This window comes from Pseudomonas synxantha BG33R (genome assembly GCF_000263715.2).
Classification (GTDB): Bacteria; Pseudomonadota; Gammaproteobacteria; order Pseudomonadales; family Pseudomonadaceae; genus Aquipseudomonas; species Aquipseudomonas synxantha_A.
In genome coordinates this window covers 91,051-113,330 of sequence record NZ_CM001514.1, presented here as the reverse complement: position 1 = coordinate 113,330, position 22,280 = coordinate 91,051, and the positions used below count along the sequence as shown (strand labels likewise).

Below are 22,280 nucleotides of genomic sequence, written 5' to 3'. Positions count from 1 at the left end.
CCCCTACATCTACACAATCAGCGCTGGTTCAAGGCCCGCAGGATCGCAGCACTTTCAGCATCCGGAGTGCCATCAAACAATGAAGGGCGGAAGCGCATCTGGAAGGCGGCGATCACGTGCCGCGTGGCCACATCCAGCTCCCCGGTCTGCGGCGTCTGATAGCCCAGGCGAGCGAGCTCTTCCTGGAACCAGGTGATGCTCGGCAGCTGAGCGCCGTACTGCACCTGGAACCGGGCCACGGCCTGTGCATCCGGCCAGACGGCCAGACCTTCTGCGGCCAGACGCTTCCAGGGAAACAGCGGCCCCGGGTCCAGCTTGCGCAGTGGGGCAATGTCGCTATGCCCGATGATGTTCTTGGGTTCGATACCGTTACGCTTGCTGATGTCCTTGAGCAGCACGATCAGCGACTGCACCTGCGCTTCGGAATACGGGTACCACACACGCCCTGTGGGCGTATCACGGAACCCAGGGTTGACGATTTCGATGCCGATGGAGCTGGAATTGAGCCAGGTGCGCCCCATCCACTCGCTTTCCCCCGCGTGCCAGGCACGCTGGCTTTCATCCACCAGCTTGTAGATGGTGCCTGAGGCGTCGTCGCCGATCAGGTAATGGCTGCTCACCTGGCCATGGGTCAGCAACGCCAGCGAGCGCTCAAGGTTGGTAGAGGTGTAATGCACGACAACGAACTGCACGCGGTTGTCGTGGTTCACCGAAGGGTGGCTGGTATTCAGCCGCGGGCCGCTGGCGCAACCGGCGAGCAGGAGAAACACAAAAGCAATAGACAAGGATTTCATGGCAGGAGCAGTACACTGAGAGACGATAATGCAACAGTGTAACGTAACGTAATTAGCCCGGCGGTCAAATTACAAAATGGAACATCTTTTATGCCCCCTGCACTTGATTGCGTCCCGCTGCCTTGGCCCTGTAAAGCGCTTCATCGGCTCGCTTGAGGGCCAAGTCGCTGCGCTCGCCAGGTTGAAACTGTGCTACGCCCATGGACACGGTGATCGTCACCGGCTCGCCCTTGAAGTGGAACGGGCATGCCTCGATGGCGGCGCGCAATACTTGAGCGACAGCCAGGGCATCCGCCAAGGCTGAGTCGGGCATCAGCAGCACAAACTCCTCACCGCCGAAACGCGCGATGAAGTCGGTGGGCCGCAGGCGCTTGCTCAGCACGTTGGCGATGATCTTGAGTACCTTGTCGCCCGCCAGATGACCGTAGCCATCATTGATGCGTTTGAAATGATCCAGGTCGAGCATCGCCAGCGACAGGCTGTTGCCGCGTTGATGCCAGGCGTTGACCTCGTGATCAAGGCGTTCGCTCCACGCTGCCCGGTTGGGCAGACCGGTCAGCGGATCGAGCAAGGCCTTCTGGCGCTGTACTTCCAGGTGCTCACGGTAGCCCTGGGCTTCCTGCTCCATGTTGGCCACTCGCTCAGCCAGGGTTTTGAGGCGCGCCGCCACTTCCTGCTCACGTTGGTCACGCTGCTGCTGATGCTCGTCCATGGTACCGAGCAAGCCTTCGAGATGGCTTTCGAGTACCTGCTTGAGGCTGTTCAGATCGGCGGCTTCCTGCACGCTGCTTTGCAACCCGTCGACCTGTTCACGAATCTGCGTATCCAGCTCCCGCGCGGCCAGGCTGCTATCGGCATGGCCCTCGCTGGCAACCTGCAGGTGGCCCTGAAATGCCTCAAGGCGCTCGTTGAGTTGCTTGAGATAAGCCTCGAACTCGTGCTGGCCACTGTCGGTGATCGCCAGCATCAGCACCGCCAGGTCATCCAGGATCGGGATCAGTTCGTACCAATTCAAGCCGTGGGCAAGCCGTTCGCGCATGGCTTCGGCCTGGGGCCGGTGACGTTCAGGCAGGGACAGGTCTTCCAACAAGCCCAGTAACGTATCTTCAATGTGCTTGGCCACCGAGCTGTAGGACGGCTCAGGCGAGTCGGGCAGGGCGTATATCCCATCGGACTGCAGTTCGTCGGGCTCGGGAATTTCCAGCACCGGCGGGAGAGACAGGCTACCTATGCTGGTTTGATCCGGCGCGTCGACTTCAACCTGCGGCGCTTCAATAAAGGCGGCGAGCGCGCTTTCAGGGGCCGGCTCTTCTAACGGCGGCTCAGGGGCCTGCGCAGGTGAAACAATCGGGGCCGCTGGAGGCGGTGCCTCGAATGCGAAGGTGTCGCGGGCCGCTTCCACCGGGGCCGGCGCTACCGGTTCCGATGCGGGAGCGATGGCCGTTTGTGGTTGCGGTGCAAAGGCACGCAAGGCCTGGGTCAACTCTTCGGACTGTACGGGCTCCTGCGGCTCGGGCGAAGGTGGCGGCGCAGCGGGCTTTGACGGCGCCACCTGTGCGGTGGGCAGTGGCGCAGCGTCAACCTGCGGCGCATCACTTGATGCCTCCTTACTGCCAAACAGGCGCTGCAGCAGCCCAGGACCTGCGCGCGAGGCTTCGCTTTCAGGCTCCAGATTATTCAGCGCTTGCCCTTGCAGGCTGCTTAGCTCACTGAGCAACAGCGGTATCTCCCGCGCTTGGCCGACGCGGCTATCGAGCTGTTTGGCAAAGGCTTTCAGCGGGCGGGCCACCTCGCGGGGCAACGCAAGCTTTTGCAGCTGGGCAACCAGGGCCGTGAGTGCGGTGCTGATCTGGTCAACCCGGGTTTCGCGGCGCTGCTCGGAATCCAGCACAGCCTTTTCCAGGCGCGGCAACAGCGCGGCGAGGGCTGCGTCCATGTCGTCCGTACGCACCACATCACGCATTTCTTTCATGCATTGATCAACGGCGCGGTCAGTTCCTTCAGCCGCCAGCGTGCTGCGTACCAGGCCGCGGCGCAGCAGGTCGAGGCGGGCGGCCCAGCGGCGTTCGAGCTTGTCTTGTTGCTCTATGCTCTTGAGGTATTTCTCTTTCCAGCGCTGGGCGTCGTCGCTCATGCAAGAGGTCCGCGAGGGCCTGGGCTCAACGCGGGTAATGCATCAGCGGTAAGCGAACCCGGCAGACGAATCTCTACCGCGACGGGCAGGTGATCGGAAATGGGCTGCGCCAGCACTCGCACACTTTCCAGTGTAAGGCTCGGGCTGAGCAGGATGTGGTCAAGGCAGCGCTGCGGGCGCCAGCTGGGAAATGTGGCTTCGACTTGCGGGGCCAACAGGCCCAGGTCGCGCAGCGGGGAATTCTGCAACAGGTCGTTGGCATGGGTGTTCATGTCCCCCATCAACACCTGGTGCTTGTAGTTACCAATCAGGTCACGCACATAGGCAAGCTGCAGGTTGCGGGTACGCCCACCGAGTGCCAGGTGCATCATCACCACCACCAAGGCTTCAGGACCTTCACCGAAACGCACGAGGATCGCACCGCGGCCTTTCGGCCCCGGCAACGGGTGATCCTCGATGGCGGTCGGCTTCAAGCGGCTGAGCACACCATTACTGTGCTGTGCCAGGCGCCCCAGGTTGCGGTTGAGCTGCTGATACCAGTACGGGAACGCGCCGAGCTGGGCAAGATGCTCCACCTGGTTGATGTAGCCCGAGCGCAGGCTACCGCCGTCAGCCTCCTGCAAGGCGACCAGGTCGAAGTCGCTGAGCAGGTCGCCGATCTTTTGCAGGTTACCGGTACGCCCCTTGTGCGGTAGAACGTGCTGCCAGCCACGGGTGAGGTAGTGCCGGTATTTCTCGGTACTGTTGCCCACCTGAATGTTGAAGCTGAGCAGGCGCAAGCGGCTGTCTGCCGGCAGGCCCGTGGCTTGCAGGTGGTGTTCGTTGACCTGCGGCTCGTGCAAGCCAACGACGCGTTCGGTACCCCAGCGGCGCATGGCGGGCCCCTTACTTGGCTGCGCGTTCTTTGGCGATCAGTTGGTCGGCAACATTGAGGACCGCTTCAGGACCACCGGCAGTGCCCAGGTCGAAACGGTACTTGCCGTTGACGATCAGGGTTGGAACGCCTTGCACACCGTACTTCTGCGCGAGTTCCTTGGCCTGCTTGATCTGGCCCTGGATGGCGAAGGAGTTGAACGTTGCCAGGAACTTGTCCTTGTCCACGCCCTGGGTGGCGACGAAGTCAGCCATTTCGTCCGGCTTGGTCAGGCGCTTGCCCTGTTTCTGGATCGCTTCGAAAACAGCGTTGTGTACTTTGTGTTCCACGCCCATGGCTTCGAGGGTCAGGAACAGTTGGCCGTGGGCATCCCATGGGCCACCGAACATGGCGGGAAGGCGACGGAAGTTAACGTCCTTGGGCAGTTTTTCAACCCATGGGTTGATGGTCGGCTCAAAAGCGTAGCAATGCGGGCAGCCATACCAGAACAGCTCCACCACTTCGATTTTGCCGGGTACCGACACCGGTACAGGGTTAGCCAATTCAACGTAGGTTTTACCGGCTTCAAGCGGCACATCGGCTGCTTGCGCGGTCATGCCGAAGAGGCTGGCAGTGACGAGAGCGGCGCTGAGGATCAGATTACGCATGCTTTACTCCTGGACAAATAAAGTCGCCTCACGCGACCTTTGTTGTGACAGGTCTACGCGGGCATGAGTTCGTTAGTGTAACGGCAGCGGCCACAAAAAAGGGCGGCCTGAGCCACCCTTTTTATGCTTGCATCGCGGGATTAATCGAGCGTTAACGTCGAGCCCGGTCAGTGCAGGCCCTGGATATAACTGGAGAGGGCTGCGATGTCTTCGTCGCTCAGCTTACGAGCGATGGTGCGCATGGTCATTGCATCGCCATCATTGGCCCGGCCGGCTTCTTCTTTACGGAAGTCAGTCAACTGCTTGGCGATGTAGGTGGCGTGCTGGCCGCTCAGGTGCGGGAAGCCAGCGGCGGCGTTGCCTGCGCCATTTGGCGAGTGGCAACCGGTGCAGGCTGGCAAGCCTTTTTCCAGGTCACCGCCACGGAACAGCTTTTCTCCGCGAGCGACCAATTTAGGATCAGCAGCTCCCACACTGCCTTTCTGGCTGGCAAAATACGCCGCGAGGTCCGCCAGGTCCTGATCGTTGAGATTGGTCAGCATGCCGGTCATTTCCAGCACTGTGCGCTTGCCGTCCTTGATGTCGTGCATCTGCTTGCTCAGGTAACGTTCACCCTGGCCGGCCAGTTTGGGGAAGTTCGGCGCCGGGCTGTTGCCATCCGGCCCGTGGCAGGCACCACATACGGCGGCTTTCGCTTGACCGGCAGTGGCATCACCTTTGACGGGGCCCTCTGCAGCGACGGCAGCGCCTGTGATGCCCAAGGTCAACAGCAGACTCACGATCAGTTTGTTCATCAGCTAATCCAACTACGGCTAAGGGTTTAAGAGTTATCTACCGGGTTTACTCACCGCCAACTCAATGACGGCCTGGTAATCCTCAGTACTGCAGTCCATGCACAAACCACGCGGCGGCATTGCCTTGAAACCCTGGGTCACGCGCTGCATCAGCGTGACCACACAAACACGGTTGTACAGCGCTTGTGGATCCTGTGTAGCCTGAGCGCCATAAAGCGGGTTCAGGACACCAAAAGCGGCAACCATTGAGGCCATACATCGACCTTTTCAGGGTTTGAGAGCGTTTTGCGTTCTAATGCGCAATAAAGGTCTTTCGCTCCCGTGAGCTTCATCCTTCGCTGGGACAAAGCACACACAAAATCTGCGGCATTATATACTGGCGCTACTGAAACGGAAACGACACCGCTTGCCGCACCCTTTTTCGGCACCGCCCACATCGGAAATCTCATGCAACTCAAGAATCCCATCCTCGGCCTGTGCCAACAGTCCACGTTCATGCTCAGCGCCGCCAAAGTGGACCAATGCCCCGATGACGAGGGCTTTGAAGTCGCCTTTGCCGGCCGCTCCAACGCTGGCAAATCCAGCGCACTGAACACCTTGACCCACGCCAGCCTGGCGCGCACCTCGAAAACCCCGGGTCGCACGCAACTGCTCAATTTCTTCAAGCTAGACGATGATCGGCGTCTGGTCGACCTGCCGGGCTACGGTTATGCAAAAGTACCTATCCCGCTGAAGCTGCACTGGCAGCGTCACCTTGAGGCTTACCTGGGTGGCCGGGAGAGTTTGAAGGGTCTGATTCTGATGATGGACATCCGCCATCCGATGACTGACTTCGACCTGCTGATGCTCGACTGGGCCGTCGCCAGCGGCATGCCGATGCACATCCTGCTGACCAAGGCCGACAAGCTCACCTACGGCGCAGCCAAGAACACGCTGCTCAAAGTGCAGTCCGACATCCGTAAGGGCTGGGGCGATACGATCACTATCCAGCTGTTCTCGGCGCCGAAGCGCATGGGCCTGGAAGAGGCTTACACCGTGCTGGCCGGCTGGATGGAATTGGCGGACAAAGGCGCAGAAGCTACCGAGTAACTTTTCTGCGGGCAAAAAAAACCCCGGACTTCGTATGGGGAGGGAAGTTCGGGGTCCAAGTTCCGGACCGCTAGGGCGGGGTCCAGATATCTGCCAACACTTAACACAACATAGGAGCATTGAAGGGCTTCACCACCCATTCAGTAACTCTGAGTGGCAGTTCACAGGTTAAGTTCCGGCAGCTCCAAAAAACTATTGGAAATAACTGACGGCGATTTGCGCTCTAAAGCACTGCGCCAGCACCCTCGGTGTTGGCGCAGCTCTGCAATCAGTGCGCTTCGTCCCAGTTATCGCCCACGCCCACATCCACCACCAACGGTACGTCCAGTTGGGCTGCAGCACTCATATGTTCGCGAATCTTCTCGCTGACTTGTGGGACCAGGTCCTCACGCACCTCCAGCACCAATTCATCGTGCACTTGCAGGATTACCTTGGCATCCAGGCCCGACTCGGTCAGCCAGTTATCCACCTGCACCATGGCTTTCTTGATGATGTCCGCCGCCGTGCCCTGCATGGGCGCGTTAATGGCTGTGCGCTCTGCCGCAGCGCGCTCCTGAGGCTTGTTGGAGTTGATATCCGGCAAGTACAGGCGCCGCCCGAAGAAGGTTTCCACATAGCCTTGGTCCGCTGCCTGGGCACGCGTGCGCTCCATGTATTCGCGAACACCTGGATAGCGGGCGAAGTACACATCGATGTAAGCCTTGGCGGTCTTGGTATCGACGCCGATGTCCTTGCCGAGCTTCTGGGCACCCATGCCGTAGATCAGGCCGAAGTTGATCGCCTTGGCACTGCGGCGCTGGTTGGACGTGACTTCAGCCAGCTCAACCTTGAATACCTCGGCAGCCGTGGCGGTGTGCACGTCCAGATCGTTTCGAAAGGCGTTCATCAGCCCTTCGTCCTTGGACAGGTGCGCCATGATCCGCAGCTCGATCTGGGAATAGTCCGCCGCCAGCAGCTTGTAGCCCTTGGGCGCGACAAACGCCTGGCGAATCCGCCGCCCTTCGGCGGTGCGCACCGGGATGTTCTGCAGGTTCGGGTCGCTGGAGGACAAGCGCCCGGTTGCCGCTACCGCCTGATGGTAAGACGTATGAATGCGCCCGGTGCGAGGGTTGATCTGCTCCGGAAGGCGGTCGGTGTAGGTACTTTTGAGCTTGCTCATGCTGCGGTACTGCATCAGCACCTTGGGCAACGGAAAATCATCTTCGGCCAGTTTGGCCAGCACTTCTTCGGCGGTGGAAGCCTGCCCCTTGCCGGTCTTTTTCAACACCGGCATCCCCAGCTTCTCGTAGAGAATCGCCCCAAGCTGCTTGGGTGAGCCAAGGTTGAATTCTTCACCGGCGATCTCGAAGGCCTGGCGCTCCAGCTCGACCATCTTGTTACCCAGCTCGATGCTCTGGATGCCCAGCAGCTCCTTGTCCACCAATGCGCCCTGGCGCTCGATGCGTGCCAGTACCGGCACCAACGGCATCTCGATATCCGTCAGCACACTGGCCAGGCTCGGGATCGCGGCCAGCTTTGCGTGCAGCTCCTGATGCAGGCGCAAGGTCACATCGGCATCTTCGGCCGCGTAAGGGCCAGCCTGTTCAAGGGCAATCTGGTCGAATGTCAGCTGCTTGGCGCCCTTGCCGGCAATGTCCTGGAAGCTGACCGTGTCGTGGTCCAGATACTTTTTCGCCAGGCTGTCCATGTCATGGCGGGTCGCCGTGGAGTTCAGCACGTAGGATTCGAGCATGGTGTCGAAGGCGATGCCACGCACAGTGATGCCCTGTGCAGGGTCGCCACCGATGGCGCAGTTGGCGAGGATGTTCATATCGAACTTGGCGTGCTGGCCAACCTTGAGTTTGGTCGGGTCTTCCAGCAGCGGTTTCAAGGCCAGCAGCACGGTGTCCCGATCCAATTGATCCGGCGCGCCGATATAGGAATGGGTCAGCGGGATGTAGGCGGCTTCATGGGGCTGCACAGCAAACGAGACCCCAACCAATTGCGCCTGTTGAGCGTCAATGCCGGTGGTTTCGGTATCAAAGGCAAACAACGGCGCATCGTTGAGTTTTTTCAGCCACACGTCGAAGGTGGCCTGGTCCAGGACGGTGGTGTAAACCGCCTCTACCGGTACCGATATAACGGCCTCGACCGGCGTTTCGGCGGCAGGTGCAACCTCGCTCGCCGACTTGAGCTCCACACGCTTGGCATCGCGCTGGATCTCGTCGTACCAGCTCTTGAACTCAAGCAGCGTGTACAGCTCCAGCAGCTTTTCGCGATCCGGCTCGATCAGGTGCAGGTCATCCAGGCCCACGTCCAGTGGCACATCGATCTTGATCGTCGCCAACTGATAGGACAGGAATGCCATCTCCTTGTGCTCTTCAAGCTTGGCTGGCAGGGTTTTGGCCCCGCGGATAGGCAGCGTCGGCACAATATCCAGCTGCTCATAAAGCTCTTTGAGGCCGCCATTCACTCCCACCAACAAGCCCGAGGCGGTCTTCGGCCCAATACCCGGGACGCCTGGGATGTTGTCGGACGAATCGCCCATCAACGCCAGATAGTCGATGATCTGCTCGGGAGCGACGCCGAATTTCTCCTTTACGCCCTCAACGTCCATCGAGCTACCGGTCATGGTGTTGACCAAGGTAATGTGCCCGTCCACCAGCTGTGCCATGTCTTTATCGCCGGTCGAAATCACCACCGGGCGGCTGGCGGCCGCGCTGCTGCGGGCCAGGGTGCCGATCACGTCGTCAGCCTCGACGCCTTCGACGCACAGCAACGGGAAGCCCAGGGCGATCACGCTTTGATGGAGCGGCTCGATTTGCAGGCGCATGTCATCGGGCATACTCGGGCGGTTGGCCTTGTACTCGGCGTACATCTCATCGCGAAAGGTCCCACCCTTGGCGTCGAACACCACCGCGAACGGGCTGTCCGGGTACTGCTTGCGCAGGCTTTTGAGCATGTTCAACACGCCCTTGACCGCACCGGTCGGCAGGCCTTTGGAGGTGGTCAACGGTGGCAGCGCGTGGAAGGCGCGGTACAGATAAGAAGAACCGTCCACCAGGACGAGGGGCGCTTGGCTCATGAGCAGGATCAACCTTTTCGGCGGGTCAGGCGCTAGAATAGCCGGACCAATGAAAACAAAGGGACAAGGTTATCATGCGTACATTCAATCGCCTGCTGTTGACCGGTTTGATTGCACTCGCTCCGATGGCTGCCATGGCGGCAGACGATGCCCCTTCGGCAGACCCGGAAGTTACCATTCGCACGGAAGGCGACAAGACTATCCAGGAGTATCGCCAGAACGGCTTCCTGTACGCCATCAAGGTTACCCCGAAGGGCGCTCCACCTTATTTCCTGGTGCGCGCTGACGGAACCGATGCGAACTTCATCCGCTCTGACCAGCCGGATATGCTGATCCCGTCATGGAAGATCTTCGAATGGAAATGATTTCTTAATTTTAACCGGCGCTGCTAAGCCAGCGCCCGTAACGGCAGTTTTAACCATGTCTGTGTTCACCCCCCTGGCTCGGCCCGAGCTGGAAACCTTTCTCGCCCCTTATGGGCTCGGCCGCCTGCTTGATTTCCAGGGGATTGCCGCTGGCAGCGAAAACACCAATTTCTTTATCAGCCTGGAGCAGGGTGAGTTTGTCCTGACCCTGGTTGAGCGCGGCCCCGTGGCAGAAATGCCGTTCTTCATCGAACTGCTCGACGTGCTCCACGACGCCGACCTGCCGGTGCCGTACGCCTTGCGTACCACCGACGGCATCGCTTTGCGCGAACTCAAGGGCAAACCCGCCTTGCTGCAACCGCGCCTGGCCGGCAAGCACATCAAGGACGCCAACGCCCAACATTGCGCCCAGGTCGGCGGCCTGCTCGGCCACCTGCACTTGGCGACTCAGGGCGAAAAAGTGCTGGAGCGCAAGACCGACCGCGGGCTGGACTGGATGCTCAGTGAGGGCGCGCAGCTGATTTCACACCTCAACGACGCGCAGCAGCGCCTGTTGCAGGACGCGTTGAGCGAGATCGAAACCCACAAGGCTGACATCCTCGGCCTGCCACGGGCCAACGTTCACGCCGATCTGTTTCGCGACAATGCGATGTTCGAAGGCACGCACTTGACGGGCTTGATCGACTTCTACAACGCCTGCTCGGGGCCGATGCTCTACGACGTGGCGATTGCCTTGAATGACTGGTGTTCGGACGCCGATGGCGCGATCGACGGGCAACGCGCCCGGGCGCTGCTGGGGGCTTATGCAGGGCTGCGACCGTTTACTGCGAAGGAAGCCGAGCTATGGCCGACCATGCTGCGCGTGGCGTGCGTACGGTTCTGGTTGTCACGGTTGATCGCGGCGGAGTCGTTTGCCGGGCAGGATGTGTTGATTCATGACCCAGCGGAGTTCGAGCACCGGCTGCTGCAACGCCAGCAGGTCAGCGTCCACCTGCCGTTCGCGCTCTAAAGAAATGTGGGAGGGGGCAAGCTCCCTCCCGCATTTAAAGCGATTCCAGGCAACCGGCCAGGTCATTGCCCAGCTTTTCCAGCACCTGCTCATAGCCCTGCGCCGTCGCCGGGGTATAGCCGCCCAACGCATCCAGCTCCGCCAGCTTCACCGGTAATCCAGCAACCAGTGTCTCGGCCAAACGCGGGCGCAGCGGCGGCTCGCTGAACACACAGGTCTTACCCACCTCCTGCAACCGCGTACGCATCGCCGCCACATGCTGGGCGCCTGGCTGCACCTCGGCGGCCACGCTGAACACGCCGGCGTGCTTGAGGCCGTAAGCCTCTTCGAAGTAATCGAAGGCTTCGTGGAACACGAAGTAAGGCTTGCCTTCGACACCCGCCAAACGCTTTTTCAAGCGTGCATCCAGCGCGTCCAGGCGCTCACCAAAAGCTTTGGCGTTGCTCTGATAACGCTCGGCGTTCACTGGATCAGCCGCACTGAGGTCCGCAGCCATGCGCGTGGCAATTACTCGTGCATTGACTGTCGACAGCCACAAGTGTGCATCGACGCTGCCTGGGCGATGATCGTGATCATGGTCGCTGGCTTCGTCAGCGTGAGAGTGGCTATCTTCGCCGAAAATGCGCAGTTTCATGCCCGGCAGGTCCTGCACCGCCACGGTATTTGCCGTACGGCCTTTCAACACGCGCGGCAAAAAGGTTTCCATGTCCGGCCCGATCCAATACAACAGGTCCACCGACTGCACGCGCCGTACGTCGGATGGGCGCAATGCGAAGTTATGCGGCGACGCACCCGGCGGCAGCAATACCTCCGGAACCGCCACACCGTCCTGCACCGCCGCGGCAATCAGCTGCAACGGCTTGATGCTGGTCAGCACCTTCACATCGGCCTGAGCGGCACCCGCAACGAACAAACTGGTGACAAATACGACAAAAACGGGAAAAAGTCGGGACACGATGACCACTCAATGGCGTAGGAACGGGTAACATAATAACGTCTCTATCAAATATCTGTCGCCGCTCATGCCTAAAACACCGCTTGCCAGCCGTCCCCACGACCACTCTCACTGCGTGCACACCGCATTGTCAGAGGCCGATACCCTGTGCGCACAAAAAGGCTTGCGCCTGACCGCCTTGCGTCGCCGGGTGCTGGAGTTGGTGTGGCAGAGCCACAAACCGCTGGGCGCGTACGACATTCTTGGCGTACTCAGCGAACAAGACGGCCGCCGCGCTGCACCGCCCACCGTGTACCGCGCACTGGATTTCCTGCTGGAAAATGGCTTGGTTCACCGTATCGCCTCGCTCAACGCGTTTGTCGGCTGCAACCACCCGGAGCACGCGCACCAGGGCCAGTTTCTGATCTGTCGCGAGTGCCACGCGGCCATCGAGCTTGAACAAAAAAGCATCAGTGACGCCATTATCCAAAGCTCTGCCGACGTCGGCTTCAAGGTCGAGGGGCAAACGGTTGAAGTGGTCGGCCTGTGCGCGGGCTGCCAGGGGGCTTGATGAGCAACGCGTTGATCCGTCTGGAGCAGGTCGGCGTCACGTTCGCCGGGCAGAACGTGCTGGAAAACATCGCGCTGAGCGTGGAGCCGGGGCAAATCGTCACGTTGATCGGCCCCAATGGCGCAGGCAAGACCACCTTGGTGCGCGCCGTGCTTGGCCTGCTCAAGCCCGACAGTGGCAGTGTATGGCGCAAGCCCAAACTGCGCGTGGGCTATATGCCGCAAAAACTGCATGTGGACCCGACCCTGCCGCTGTCCGTATTGCGCTTCCTGCGCCTGGTGCCCGGTGTCGACCGCGCCCGTGCACAGGCCGCGCTCAAGGAAGTCGGCGCCGAGCAGGTGATCGACAGCCCGGTACAAAGCATCTCCGGCGGCGAAATGCAGCGCGTGCTGCTGGCCCGCGCCTTGTTGCGCGAGCCAGAGTTGCTGGTGCTCGATGAGCCCGTACAAGGCGTCGACGTCGCCGGCCAGGCCGAGCTGTACAGCCTGATCACCCGCCTGCGCGACCGCCATGGCTGCGGCGTGCTGATGGTCTCCCATGATCTGCACCTGGTGATGAGCACCACCGACCAGGTGGTCTGCCTCAACCGCCACGTGTGCTGCTCCGGCCACCCGGAACAGGTCAGTGGCGACCCGGCGTTCGTGGAACTGTTCGGCAAAAACGCCCAGAGCCTGGCGATCTACCACCATCATCACGACCACGCCCATGACCTGCATGGTGCCGTTGTCGATACTCCCCACGTTCATGGAGATAGCTGCAAGCATGGCTGATTTTCTGCTCTACGCCCTGCTGGCAGGCTTGGCTCTGGCACTGGTGGCAGGCCCGCTGGGCTCGTTTGTGGTCTGGCGCCGCATGGCCTATTTCGGTGACACCTTGTCCCATGCGGCGTTGCTGGGCGTGGCCATGGGCTTTCTGCTGGACGTGAGCCCGACCATCGCCGTGACCGTGGGCTGCCTGCTGCTGGCGGTACTGCTGGTGACCTTGCAACAACGCCAGCCGCTGGCCTCCGACACCCTGCTGGGCATCCTCGCGCCAAGCACCCTGTCCCTGGGCCTGGTGGTATTGAGCTTCATGCATGAAGTGCGCATCGACCTGATGGCCTACCTGTTCGGCGACCTGCTGGCGATCAGCCCGACTGACCTGGCCTGGATCCTCGGCGGCAGCGCTGGCGTACTGGTGTTGTTGGTGGCCCTGTGGCGCCCGATGCTGGCGATCACCGTGCATGAAGAACTCGCCAGGGTGGAAGGCTTGCCCGTCGCAGGGCTGCGCATGGCCCTGATGTTGCTCATCGCCGTGGTGATCGCTGTCGCGATGAAGATAGTCGGCGTATTGTTGATCACGTCGCTGCTGATCATTCCCTCCGCCGCCGCCCAGCGTCATGCCCGCTCACCGGAGCAGATGGCAATCGGCGCCAGCCTCCTGGGAATGTGTGCAGTGTGCGGGGGCCTGGCGCTGTCCTGGTTCAAGGACACGCCAGCCGGGCCGTCGATTGTGGTTACGGCGGCCGCCCTGTTTCTGCTGAGTTTTGTCCTGCCCCGTCGAGGGGTGTAGACTTGCTCGCTTTTTGCGCAAATAGAGAGTCGCAGGAATGAAGCCGTTCACCTCCCGTTATCTGCTCCTTGCCGCATTTTCCCTGCTGCTGGGTGCCTGTCAAAGCACGCCGCCCGCTGCCCCCGAGGCCCCGGACGCACGCGCTGTGGCCATCGCGCAGCTGGAGCAAAACCTGGCCAGCAGCGAGCTGGCAACCGCCGAAGACCAACTTGCGGCGTTGCAGGCCCAGTCCCCCAACGATCCCGCACTTGAGGCCTATCAGCGTCAACTGGCCGAAGCCTACCTGCAGCGCAGCCAGATCGTGCTGCAAAAAGGCGATGTCAACGCCGCCGCCACCGCCCTGAGCCGGGCCCGCGCACTGATGCCAAAAGCCCCGGCACTGACCGGTGGCGTCAACAGCGCCATCAGCCATGCGCGCAAGGCCGAGCTGGATCAGGCAGAAGCCGCGTTGAAAGCCGCCGAAGCCAAGCCTGCGGCCAAGGTCATCGACCCCGCAGCGCCGAGCACCACCGTGGCGCTGAACCTCGCGGATGTCGAAGACATGCGTCATCAGTTGGATGCCATCGCCACCGACGTGGTGAATTACCAGTGCGATGTCAGCATCCAGGTGCCACGCACCCAGGATTACCCGTGGCTGGCCACATTGCTGACCAAACGGGTGAAGCGAATTGATTCGGGGTATGACCTGAAGATTCACCGGCAGATCCTGAAACACATTCCGGCGCAGGTTGTGCTGATTCCGCGCAAGGCGGACTAAAAGCATCGCAGGCAAGCCAGCTCCCACATTTGAAGGGTGAACACATTCAAGTGTGGGAGCTGGCATGCCTGCGATGACGATCTAACAAAAAACCGATAATTTAAGCCGGAATCGCCTTGGATTTCGGCTCCCGCTCCCAAACCCGATGCTGGGCAATCGCAGCAAAGAACGCCTTGAAGGCCTTGGCATCAGCGCCCACGATCAACCCCGCATCCGCTTCCAGCTTCAGCAAGTCCAGCAACGGTTTCACATCACTGGCCACCGCAATCGCCTTGAGGTGCTTGTACGCTTCCAGTACGTAATGCAACGCCACGCCATCGCCGCTCAACGCCTTCACCGACTCCTTACCGCCCGGGATAAACACCGCGTCGAAGGCAATGGACGGCATGCCTTCCATCGAAGCGTCTACGGGTAGCGTCTTGCCATCGGCAGTGGTCACAGGCGCCGAAGTCGGGCCCAGCAACTTGGCATGGGCACCCTCTGCCTCCAGCGCTGCCTTGAGCGCATCAATTGCCGCACCATCAACGCCGTTAGCCGCCAGAATCGCCACTTTGCGCGTCTTGATATCGCCAGACAGCAAATTCACCTGGCTTAATGCCGGTGATTCCTTCAGCGATGTTTCACGTGCGGGCACTGTGCCTTTGGTCGGCGCAGGCAAGCCCAGGTTCTGCGCCACGCGCTTGGCCAGTTCCAGGTCAATGTTGGCCAGGATCTCGTTGACTTGGCGCGCCCGGATAAACTCGCGCTCAACCTTGCCCAACTCGAAGCTGTAGGCCGCGATGATGTGCTCTTTCTCGTGGTGGCTCATGCTGTTGTAGAACAACGTGGCCTGGGAGAAATGGTCGCCGAACGACTCGCTGCGCTCGCGCACCTTATTGGCATCGACGCGCTCGTAGTAGGACTCGAAACCTCCATCGGCAGGACCGGCAGGCGTTTCTTTCGGCCAGCCACCATCAATCGAGTTCGGCTCGTACGAGGCCCGCCCTTTATCGATCACGGTGCGATGTTGAGCGTCGCGCTGGCCGTTATGGAAAGGCACCACCGGGCGGTTGATCGGAATCTCATGGAAGTTGGGGCCGCCCAACCGACTGATCTGCGTATCCGTGTAGGAAAACAAGCGGCCTTGCAGCAGCGGGTCGTTGGTAAAGTCGATGCCCGGCACGATATGGCCAGGGCAAAACGCGACCTGCTCGACTTCAGCGAAGAAGTTATCCGGGTTACGGTTGAGCACCATCTTGCCCAGCGGCGTGATCGGCACCAGCTCTTCAGGGATAATTTTGGTCGGGTCGAGCAAGTCGAAATCGAACTTGTGTTCGTCTTCTTCCGCCACGATCTGCACACCCAGTTCCCACTCGGGGTAATCGCCGCTCTCAATCGATTCCCATAAGTCACGGCGGTGATAGTCGGTGTCCTTACCGGCCAGCTTTTGCGCCTCGTCCCATACCAGGGAGCAGGTGCCTACTTTTGGGCGCCAGTGAAATTTCACGAAGCTGGATTTACCGTCGGTGTTGATCAAGCGGAAGGTGTGCACACCAAAACCCTGCATGGCGCGCAGGCTTTTTGGAATCGCCCGGTCAGACATGGCCCAGATCACCATGTGCGCCGACTCCGGCTGCAACGACACGAAATCCCAGAAGGTGTCGTGTGCCGAGCCGCCGGTAGGAATCTCGTTGTGCGGCTCAGGTTTTACCGCGTGTACAAAGTCAGGAAACTTGATCGCATCCTGAATGAAAAACACCGGCATGTTGTTGCCCACCAGGTCGAAGTTGCCTTCGTCGGTGAAGAACTTCACGGCAAAACCGCGCACATCGCGCACGGTGTCGCCGGAACCGCGCGGGCCCTGCACCGTGGAAAAACGCGCGAATACCGGCGTTTTATGCTCGGGCGTACGCAGGAAACCGGCCTTGGTCAGCGCCGAATGGTCACCATAGCTCTGGAAATAACCATGGGCGCCGGTACCACGGGCATGCACGATGCGCTCAGGGATACGCTCATGGTCAAAGTGCGTGATCTTTTCACGCATGATGAAGTCTTCCAGCAGCGAAGGGCCACGGGCGCCGACTTTCAGGCTGTTCTGGTTGTCGGAAATCTTCACGCCCTGGTTGGTGCGCAGGGCCTGGCCGGTCGCATCGGAACGGAATTCTTCCAACGCCTGCAATTTGGCGTTGGTATTGCCTCGGTCCAGGGTATCAGTGCCCGCGACTTCACTCTTGGGCGGGGTGGCTGGCTTCTTGGTACTCATCAGTCAAAACTCCTTAGTCAAAGTGGCCAGAGCGGTCCCCGGCTCGTTTGAGCGAAACCCCAGGCACGGCACCCGGGAGATCGAATTGCTTAAGTAGTGACTGACAGGGTTTTGCGCCGTTCCTTTTTTATGACCTTTGGTCTCGTTATTGCCAAATCGCTGGATGGATACGAAATAAATGCTAAGAAACACTAGATGGACAGGCTAAAATGCGCGCCCGGCTAACCGCTGATCCCTTTTCAATGCGCCCCACAAGGTTCGCTACGTGATCGAGTTTCAAAACGTCCATAAAACCTACCGCGTCGCCGGTAAGGATATCCCCGCACTGCACCCCACCAGTCTGCGCGTCGCCAATGGCCAGGTGTTTGGCCTGATTGGCCACTCGGGTGCGGGTAAAAGCACACTGCTGCGCCTGATCAACCGCCTGGAAGAACCCAGCGGCGGGCAGATCACGGTCGACGGTGAAGAAGTCACCGCCCTGGATGCCAACGGCCTGCGTCGCTTCCGCCAGCAGGTCGGGATGATCTTCCAGCACTTCAACCTGCTGGCGTCCAAGACCGTGGCCGACAACGTCGCTCTGCCACTGACGCTTGCCGGTGAATTGTCGCGCAAGGAGATCGACCAGCGTGTGGCTGAGCTGCTTGCTCGCGTCGGCCTGTCGGACCACGCCAGGAAGTACCCGGCGCAGTTGTCCGGCGGTCAGAAACAGCGCGTCGGTATTGCCCGCGCTCTGGCGACCAAGCCAAAGATCCTGCTGTGCGACGAAGCCACCAGCGCCCTCGACCCACAGACCACCGCGTCGGTTTTGCAACTGCTGGCCGAGATCAACCGCGAACTGAACCTGACCATCGTGCTGATCACCCATGAAATGGATGTGATCCGCCGCGTGTGTGACCAGGTCGCAGTAATGGACGCTGGCGTGATCGTCGAGCAAGGTTCGGTCGCCGATGTGTTCCTGCACCCAAAGCATCCGACCACCAAGCGTTTCGTTCAGGAAGCCGAACAGGTTGACGAAGGCGAGCAGCGCGACGACTTCGCCCACGTGCCGGGCCGTATCGTACGCCTGACGTTCCAGGGCGATGCGACCTACGCGCCATTGCTAGGTACCGTCGCTCGCGAAACAGGCGTGGACTACAGCATCCTGGCCGGTCGTATCGACCGCATCAAAGACATCCCTTACGGGCAACTGACCCTCGCCGTCACCGGCGGTGACATGGACGCCGCGTTTGCGCGCTTCACCGCCGCCGACGTTCACATGGAGGTCCTGCGCTGATGGACGTTTTCCTGAGCTTCTTTGCCAATATCGACTGGTCCGAAATCTGGCTCGCCACCGGCGACACCATGACCATGCTGTTCGGCTCGCTGTTCTTCACCGTGCTGTTGGGCCTGCCTCTGGGTGTGCTGCTGTTCCTGACCAGCCCGCGCCAGCTGTTCGAACAAAAAGGCCTGTACGCGCTGCTGTCGCTGATCGTGAATATCCTGCGCTCGCTGCCGTTCATCATCCTGTTGATCGTGATGATTCCGTTCACCGTCCTGATCACCGGTACATCGCTGGGCGTTGCCGGCGCGATCCCGCCGCTGGTCGTAGGTGCTACGCCATTCTTTGCGCGGCTGGTAGAAACGGCCCTGCGCGAAGTCGACCGCGGCATCATCGAAGCCACCCAATCCATGGGTGCAAGCACTCGCCAGATCATCACCAACGCCTTGTTGCCCGAGGCGCGCCCCGGCATTTTCGCGGCGATTACGGTGACTGCGATTACACTGGTTTCCTACACGGCCATGGCCGGTGTAGTCGGTGCTGGTGGCCTGGGTGACCTGGCGATCCGTTTTGGTTACCAGCGCTTCCAGACCGATGTGATGGTAGTCACCGTGGTAATGCTGTTGATCCTGGTGCAAATTCTGCAAACCGTCGGCGACAGGCTGGTGGTGCATTTTTCTCGAAAATAACGGCCATTGCCGGCTCACAGCCGGCAGATGCCCGAACAAGGAGCTTGCTGGATGAAAAAACTACTGGTTGCCTTCGCTGCCGTTGCCGCGTTTTCCGCCCATGCCGAGACGATCAAGGTCGCCGCCTCGCCGGTGCCTCATGCGGAAATCCTCGAATTCGTGAAGCCTGCCCTTGCCAAAGAAGGCGTGGATTTGCAGGTCAAAGTTTTCACCGATTACGTGCAGCCAAACGTGCAAGTGGCTGAAAAACGCCTGGACGCCAACTTCTTCCAGCACCAGCCGTACCTGGATGAGTTCAACAAGGCCAAGGGCACTCACCTGGTGAGCGTTGGCGGCGTGCACCTGGAACCCCTGGGTGCCTACTCCAGCAAGTACAAGAAACTGGCCGACCTGCCTGACGGCGCCAACGTGGTGATCCCTAACGACGCCACCAACGGCGGTCGTGCGCTGTTGCTGCTGGCCAAGAACGGTCTGATCACCCTGAAGGACCCGACCAACATCCTGTCGACCATCAAGGACATCACCGGCAACGATAAAAAACTTAAGTTCCGCGAACTGGAAGCCGCCACCCTGCCACGCGTGCTGACCCAGGTCGACCTGGCGCTGATCAACACCAACTACGCCCTGGAAGCCAAGCTGGACCCATCCAAGGACGCCCTGGTCATCGAAGGCAGCGACTCGCCTTATGTGAACATTCTGGTGACCCGCGAAGACAACAAGGATTCGGACGCAGTGAAGAAGCTGGTTGCAGCTTTGCACACGCCTGAAGTGAAAAAATTCATCGAAGAGAAGTACAAAGGCGCGATCAAGCCGGCGTTCTGATGCCCCGATCTCCAACACACCGGAGATCAAAATGTGGGAGGGGGCTTGCCCCCTCCCACATTTGCTTTGTGTTGCCTGCTACTTGCGCTGTAGCAAGCCTGGTAACTGCGCTACCAGCTTCTGGTTGTTCAACGGCGCACGGATAAACCCACGCTGGGTACCGTCCGGGCCGATCAGCGCCAGGTTGCCGCTGTGGTCCACGGTGTAGTTCGGCTTGCTGGTATCTGCCGGAATGAAGGGGATGCTCACGGCATTCGAAACCTTCTGCACATCCTCAACATTCGCGCCGGTCAGGCCCTGGAATTGCGGGTCGAAGTAACCCAGGTACTGCTTGAGCTGGGCCGGAGTATCGCGGTTCGGATCGACGCTGACCAAAATCACCTGCAACTTATCCACAGCCTCTTTGGGCAGCTCGCTCTTGATCTGGCGCAGCTGGGCGAGGGTGGTCGGGCAGATATCCGGGCAGAAGGTGTAGCCGAAGAACAACAGGCTCCACTTGCCTTTCAATTCATTGGCCAGCACCGGCTGGCCGTCCTGGTTGGTCATGCTCACTGCGGGCAACTGGCGGCTTTGCGGCAGCAGGATGATGCCGGCGTCGATCAGCGCGGTGGGGTCACCCTGGCCTTTGCCCGAGAGCACTTTGTTGACGGTCAGGCCCATGATCAACGCCACCAGGGCCACGAGGATGAAGACGGTTTTTTGAGTTCGAGTCATAGGTTCAACAGTAAGTAGTGGTCTACGAGCAGGGCGATAAACAGCAACAGCAAGTACCAGATAGAGTACTTGAACGTGTTGATCGCCGCGTGCGGCTGGGTGCCACGGTACAGCACCCAGGCCCATTGCAGAAAGCGTGCGCCCAAAACCAGGGCGCAGGCCAGGTAGAGCACGCCACTCATATGGATGACATAGGGCATCAGGCTCACCGCCAGCAAAGCGAAGGTATATAGCAGGATATGCACCTTGGTGTAGTGCTCGCCATGGGTGACCGGCAACATGGGGATGTCGGCCTTGGCGTATTCCTCTTTGCGGTGAATGGCCAGGGCCCAGAAGTGCGGCGGGGTCCAGGCGAAGATAATCAGCACCAACAGCAGCGGCTCGGCACTCACATGCCCGGTGACGGCCACCCAACCCAGCAGCGGCGGTGCTGCCCCGGCGAGGCCACCGATGACGATATTTTGCGGGGTCGCTCGCTTGAGAAAGCCGGTATAGATCACCGCGTACCCGAGCAGCGACGCCAATGTCAGCCAGGCCGCCAGCGGGTTGGTGAACGCCAACAGCAGCGCCAGGCCCGCCACCGCCAGCAACAACGCAAAGGCCAATGCTGCAGCGGGCGATACACGGCCCTCAGCCAGTGGCCGCTTATGGGTGCGCGCCATCAGCGCATCAATCCGCCGATCAACCACATGGTTCACCGCCGCCGCGCCGCCTGCACACAGGGCAATGCCCAGGTTACCGAACACCAGCACCGTCCACGGCACGCCAGCGCGGGTGGCCAGGAACATGCCCACCAGCGAGGTGATCAGCATCAGCACCACCACTTTGGGCTTGGTCAGCTCCAGATAGTCACGCCAGATTGCCCGATCGTGACCTGCGCCGATCAGGGTCGCCATGGCATCTCTCCTTTAAGGGTGATCAGGCCTGATACCTGTTTGCGCGGGACAAACCGCCAACCCAGCGGCAGTGGGTCGCGAACCCGGACCAGGCTCGTGCGGGCGTGGTAATTGACCAGCACCAGGCTCAGCAACAAGGCCGCTCCACCCGCGTTGTGACCCACCGCCACCGGCAGCGGCAGGCCGAACGCCACATTGCTCACACCCAGGCAGATTTGCGCAGACAGGGCGATCAGCAGCAAGCCCGCCAACCGCGTCATGCCCACTGCACGCAGTTGCCAGGCCAACCCCAATAGCACCAAGGTGACCAGTACCGCGCCGATGCGATGGGTCAGGTGGATCGCCGTGCGCGCCTCGCTATCAAGTTGGCCGCCCAGGTAATTGGGGCCGATATGCTGGGTCAGGTGAAAGCCATTGGCAAAATCCGCCGCCGGCCACCACTGGCCGTGGCAGGTCGGCAGGTCGACACAGGCCACGGCCGCGTAGTTGGAACTGACCCAACCGCCCAGCGCGATCTGCCCGATTACCAGTACCAGCCCCGCCGTTGCCCAATATTGCAGGCGCCTGGGCACGATCAGCGCCGGCAGCACGCCGGATAAACGCAGGGTCAGCAAAAACAGCAAGCTCAAGGTCGCAAAACCACCCAACAGGTGCCCGGTGACGACTTGTGGCCACAGCTTCAAGGTCACCGTCCACATGCCAAAGGCCGCCTGGGCGAACACCACCACCAATACAAACAATGGCAGCTTCACCGGATGGCCCGGGTCGCGTCGATGGCTCCACGCACGCGCCGCCAGCAGCGCGATCAGCAGACCCAGGGTGCCGGCGAAGTAGCGATGGGTCATTTCTGCCCAGCCCTTATCGGCCTCTACCGGCGTATCCGGAAAATGCAGTTCGGCGTGGGCCAACTGGGCTGCGCTTTGCGGCACGCTGATAAAGCCGTAGCAACCGGGCCAGTCCGGGCAGCCGAGCCCCGCGTGGGTCAGCCGGGTATAGGCGCCGAGCAGCACGACGATCAGCGCCAGCAAGGTGGCAAACAGCGCGAGGCGAAATCCAGGCTTGGCCATGACGGTGCC

At 60.6% G+C, this 22,280-nt stretch carries 22 protein-coding genes; 10 read left to right on the top strand and 12 right to left on the bottom strand.

The window, feature by feature from the left end; genetic code table 11:
• Positions 1-17: 17 nt before the first annotated feature.
• From PSEBG33_RS26265 to PSEBG33_RS26290, 6 genes are all read right to left on the bottom strand, one after another.
• A complete protein-coding gene (locus PSEBG33_RS26265; protein WP_005783464.1) occupies positions 18-794 on the bottom strand; it encodes an N-acetylmuramoyl-L-alanine amidase in 777 nt (258 codons plus the stop codon).
• A gap of 88 nt (positions 795-882) precedes the next feature.
• On the bottom strand, positions 883-2,928 hold the full coding sequence (locus tag PSEBG33_RS26270; protein ID WP_005783462.1) for a GGDEF domain-containing protein: 2,046 nt from the start codon (positions 2,926-2,928) through the stop codon (positions 883-885).
• Entirely contained in the window at positions 2,925-3,803 is an 879-nt protein-coding gene (locus PSEBG33_RS26275) for an endonuclease/exonuclease/phosphatase family protein (protein ID WP_005783460.1), read from the bottom strand. The genes PSEBG33_RS26270 and PSEBG33_RS26275 overlap by 4 nt, the downstream gene beginning before the upstream one ends.
• Positions 3,804-3,813: 10 nt before the next feature.
• The gene (dsbA, locus tag PSEBG33_RS26280; RefSeq protein WP_005783457.1) at positions 3,814-4,449 is read right to left on the bottom strand and encodes a thiol:disulfide interchange protein DsbA; all 636 of its coding nucleotides are present in this window, start codon (positions 4,447-4,449) and stop codon (positions 3,814-3,816) included.
• A 167-nt stretch (positions 4,450-4,616) separates the two neighbouring features.
• Positions 4,617-5,243, bottom strand: a complete 627-nt coding sequence (locus tag PSEBG33_RS26285) for a c-type cytochrome (RefSeq protein ID WP_005783455.1) — start codon at positions 5,241-5,243, stop codon at positions 4,617-4,619.
• Between the two features lie 33 nt (positions 5,244-5,276).
• Entirely contained in the window at positions 5,277-5,498 is a 222-nt protein-coding gene (locus tag PSEBG33_RS26290; RefSeq protein ID WP_005783453.1) for a hypothetical protein, read from the bottom strand.
• Positions 5,499-5,690: 192 nt separating this feature from the next.
• Here PSEBG33_RS26290 and yihA point away from each other — a divergent pair, with 192 nt between their 5' ends.
• Positions 5,691-6,332 (top strand): ribosome biogenesis GTP-binding protein YihA/YsxC, encoded by a 642-nt coding sequence (yihA, locus tag PSEBG33_RS26295; protein ID WP_005783451.1) that lies wholly within the window; start codon positions 5,691-5,693, stop codon positions 6,330-6,332.
• A gap of 268 nt (positions 6,333-6,600) precedes the next feature.
• Here yihA and polA read toward each other — a convergent pair whose 3' ends face one another.
• On the bottom strand, positions 6,601-9,396 hold the full coding sequence (polA, locus tag PSEBG33_RS26300; protein WP_005783450.1) for a DNA polymerase I: 2,796 nt from the start codon (positions 9,394-9,396) through the stop codon (positions 6,601-6,603).
• A gap of 74 nt (positions 9,397-9,470) precedes the next feature.
• On the opposite strand from polA, the gene PSEBG33_RS26305 reads away from it, so the two are divergent.
• Both PSEBG33_RS26305 and PSEBG33_RS26310 read left to right on the top strand, forming a co-directional pair.
• Positions 9,471-9,761, top strand: coding sequence for a DUF2782 domain-containing protein (locus PSEBG33_RS26305; RefSeq protein WP_003187366.1), 291 nt, complete (start codon positions 9,471-9,473; stop codon positions 9,759-9,761).
• 55 nt (positions 9,762-9,816) lie between these two features.
• Positions 9,817-10,770, top strand: coding sequence for a homoserine kinase (locus tag PSEBG33_RS26310; RefSeq protein ID WP_005783446.1), 954 nt, complete (start codon positions 9,817-9,819; stop codon positions 10,768-10,770).
• Positions 10,771-10,804: 34 nt separating this feature from the next.
• Here the strand turns inward: PSEBG33_RS26310 and PSEBG33_RS26315 are convergent, their stop codons facing one another.
• The gene (locus PSEBG33_RS26315; RefSeq protein ID WP_005783444.1) at positions 10,805-11,734 is read right to left on the bottom strand and encodes a zinc ABC transporter substrate-binding protein; all 930 of its coding nucleotides are present in this window, start codon (positions 11,732-11,734) and stop codon (positions 10,805-10,807) included.
• A 58-nt stretch (positions 11,735-11,792) separates the two neighbouring features.
• On the opposite strand from PSEBG33_RS26315, the gene zur reads away from it, so the two are divergent.
• Genes zur through PSEBG33_RS26335 form a run of 4 tightly spaced genes read left to right on the top strand, consistent with a single transcriptional unit; the run spans position 11,793 to position 14,583 of the window.
• Entirely contained in the window at positions 11,793-12,275 is a 483-nt protein-coding gene (zur, locus tag PSEBG33_RS26320; RefSeq protein WP_005783442.1) for a zinc uptake transcriptional repressor Zur, read from the top strand.
• Complete coding sequence (gene znuC, locus PSEBG33_RS26325; protein ID WP_005783440.1) at positions 12,275-13,045, top strand: zinc ABC transporter ATP-binding protein ZnuC; 771 nt, start codon at positions 12,275-12,277, stop codon at positions 13,043-13,045. Before zur ends, znuC begins: the two co-directional genes overlap by 1 nt.
• Positions 13,038-13,826, top strand: coding sequence for a zinc ABC transporter permease subunit ZnuB (gene znuB / locus PSEBG33_RS26330; protein ID WP_005783439.1), 789 nt, complete (start codon positions 13,038-13,040; stop codon positions 13,824-13,826). Before znuC ends, znuB begins: the two co-directional genes overlap by 8 nt.
• A 37-nt stretch (positions 13,827-13,863) precedes the next feature.
• Positions 13,864-14,583 carry a PA5502 family lipoprotein gene (locus PSEBG33_RS26335; protein WP_005783438.1) on the top strand — a complete coding sequence of 240 codons (720 nt, stop codon included), beginning with the start codon at positions 13,864-13,866 and terminating at the stop codon, positions 14,581-14,583.
• A gap of 100 nt (positions 14,584-14,683) precedes the next feature.
• On the opposite strand, the gene katE is transcribed toward PSEBG33_RS26335, so the two are convergent.
• The gene (gene katE, locus PSEBG33_RS26340; protein WP_005783437.1) at positions 14,684-16,825 is read right to left on the bottom strand and encodes a catalase HPII; all 2,142 of its coding nucleotides are present in this window, start codon (positions 16,823-16,825) and stop codon (positions 14,684-14,686) included.
• A gap of 265 nt (positions 16,826-17,090) precedes the next feature.
• Between katE and PSEBG33_RS26345 the strand changes: the two genes are divergently transcribed.
• The 3 genes from PSEBG33_RS26345 to PSEBG33_RS26355 are packed head-to-tail and all read left to right on the top strand — an operon-like array spanning position 17,091 to position 19,594.
• A complete protein-coding gene (locus PSEBG33_RS26345) occupies positions 17,091-18,098 on the top strand; it encodes a methionine ABC transporter ATP-binding protein (protein WP_005783436.1) in 1,008 nt (335 codons plus the stop codon).
• Positions 18,098-18,772, top strand: a complete 675-nt coding sequence (locus tag PSEBG33_RS26350) for a methionine ABC transporter permease (RefSeq protein ID WP_005783435.1) — start codon at positions 18,098-18,100, stop codon at positions 18,770-18,772. Before PSEBG33_RS26345 ends, PSEBG33_RS26350 begins: the two co-directional genes overlap by 1 nt.
• Before the next feature lie 51 nt (positions 18,773-18,823).
• Entirely contained in the window at positions 18,824-19,594 is a 771-nt protein-coding gene (locus PSEBG33_RS26355) for a MetQ/NlpA family ABC transporter substrate-binding protein (RefSeq protein WP_005783434.1), read from the top strand.
• 78 nt (positions 19,595-19,672) lie between these two features.
• On the opposite strand, the gene PSEBG33_RS26360 is transcribed toward PSEBG33_RS26355, so the two are convergent.
• From PSEBG33_RS26360 to PSEBG33_RS26370, 3 genes are read right to left on the bottom strand one after another with little or no spacing between them, the layout of a single operon-like run.
• On the bottom strand, positions 19,673-20,308 hold the full coding sequence (locus tag PSEBG33_RS26360) for an SCO family protein (protein ID WP_005783433.1): 636 nt from the start codon (positions 20,306-20,308) through the stop codon (positions 19,673-19,675).
• Positions 20,305-21,204 carry a heme o synthase gene (gene cyoE / locus PSEBG33_RS26365; protein ID WP_005783432.1) on the bottom strand — a complete coding sequence of 300 codons (900 nt, stop codon included), beginning with the start codon at positions 21,202-21,204 and terminating at the stop codon, positions 20,305-20,307. The genes PSEBG33_RS26360 and cyoE overlap by 4 nt, the downstream gene beginning before the upstream one ends.
• Positions 21,192-22,271: a COX15/CtaA family protein gene (locus tag PSEBG33_RS26370; protein ID WP_005783431.1), complete on the bottom strand. Its 1,080-nt coding sequence runs from the start codon at positions 22,269-22,271 to the stop codon at positions 21,192-21,194. Before PSEBG33_RS26370 ends, cyoE begins: the two co-directional genes overlap by 13 nt.
• Positions 22,272-22,280 lie beyond the last annotated feature (9 nt).

Excerpts from the sequence above, each read along its gene's own strand:
- PSEBG33_RS26265 (WP_005783464.1), bottom strand. The coding sequence starts at position 794 with ATGAAATCCTTGTCTATTGCTTTTGTGTTTCTCCTGCTCGCCGGTTGC.
- PSEBG33_RS26270 (WP_005783462.1), bottom strand. The coding sequence starts at position 2,928 with ATGAGCGACGACGCCCAGCGCTGGAAAGAGAAATACCTCAAGAGCATA.
- PSEBG33_RS26275 (WP_005783460.1), bottom strand. The coding sequence starts at position 3,803 with ATGCGCCGCTGGGGTACCGAACGCGTCGTTGGCTTGCACGAGCCGCAG.
- dsbA (WP_005783457.1), bottom strand. The coding sequence starts at position 4,449 with ATGCGTAATCTGATCCTCAGCGCCGCTCTCGTCACTGCCAGCCTCTTC.
- PSEBG33_RS26285 (WP_005783455.1), bottom strand. The coding sequence starts at position 5,243 with ATGAACAAACTGATCGTGAGTCTGCTGTTGACCTTGGGCATCACAGGC.
- PSEBG33_RS26290 (WP_005783453.1), bottom strand. The coding sequence starts at position 5,498 with ATGGCCTCAATGGTTGCCGCTTTTGGTGTCCTGAACCCGCTTTATGGC.
- yihA (WP_005783451.1), top strand. The coding sequence starts at position 5,691 with ATGCAACTCAAGAATCCCATCCTCGGCCTGTGCCAACAGTCCACGTTC.
- polA (WP_005783450.1), bottom strand. The coding sequence starts at position 9,396 with ATGAGCCAAGCGCCCCTCGTCCTGGTGGACGGTTCTTCTTATCTGTAC.
- PSEBG33_RS26305 (WP_003187366.1), top strand. The coding sequence starts at position 9,471 with ATGCGTACATTCAATCGCCTGCTGTTGACCGGTTTGATTGCACTCGCT.
- PSEBG33_RS26310 (WP_005783446.1), top strand. The coding sequence starts at position 9,817 with ATGTCTGTGTTCACCCCCCTGGCTCGGCCCGAGCTGGAAACCTTTCTC.
- zur (WP_005783442.1), top strand. The coding sequence starts at position 11,793 with ATGCCTAAAACACCGCTTGCCAGCCGTCCCCACGACCACTCTCACTGC.
- znuC (WP_005783440.1), top strand. The coding sequence starts at position 12,275 with ATGAGCAACGCGTTGATCCGTCTGGAGCAGGTCGGCGTCACGTTCGCC.
- znuB (WP_005783439.1), top strand. The coding sequence starts at position 13,038 with ATGGCTGATTTTCTGCTCTACGCCCTGCTGGCAGGCTTGGCTCTGGCA.
- PSEBG33_RS26335 (WP_005783438.1), top strand. The coding sequence starts at position 13,864 with ATGAAGCCGTTCACCTCCCGTTATCTGCTCCTTGCCGCATTTTCCCTG.
- katE (WP_005783437.1), bottom strand. The coding sequence starts at position 16,825 with ATGAGTACCAAGAAGCCAGCCACCCCGCCCAAGAGTGAAGTCGCGGGC.
- PSEBG33_RS26350 (WP_005783435.1), top strand. The coding sequence starts at position 18,098 with ATGGACGTTTTCCTGAGCTTCTTTGCCAATATCGACTGGTCCGAAATC.
- PSEBG33_RS26355 (WP_005783434.1), top strand. The coding sequence starts at position 18,824 with ATGAAAAAACTACTGGTTGCCTTCGCTGCCGTTGCCGCGTTTTCCGCC.
- PSEBG33_RS26360 (WP_005783433.1), bottom strand. The coding sequence starts at position 20,308 with ATGACTCGAACTCAAAAAACCGTCTTCATCCTCGTGGCCCTGGTGGCG.
- cyoE (WP_005783432.1), bottom strand. The coding sequence starts at position 21,204 with ATGGCGACCCTGATCGGCGCAGGTCACGATCGGGCAATCTGGCGTGAC.
- PSEBG33_RS26370 (WP_005783431.1), bottom strand. The coding sequence starts at position 22,271 with ATGGCCAAGCCTGGATTTCGCCTCGCGCTGTTTGCCACCTTGCTGGCG.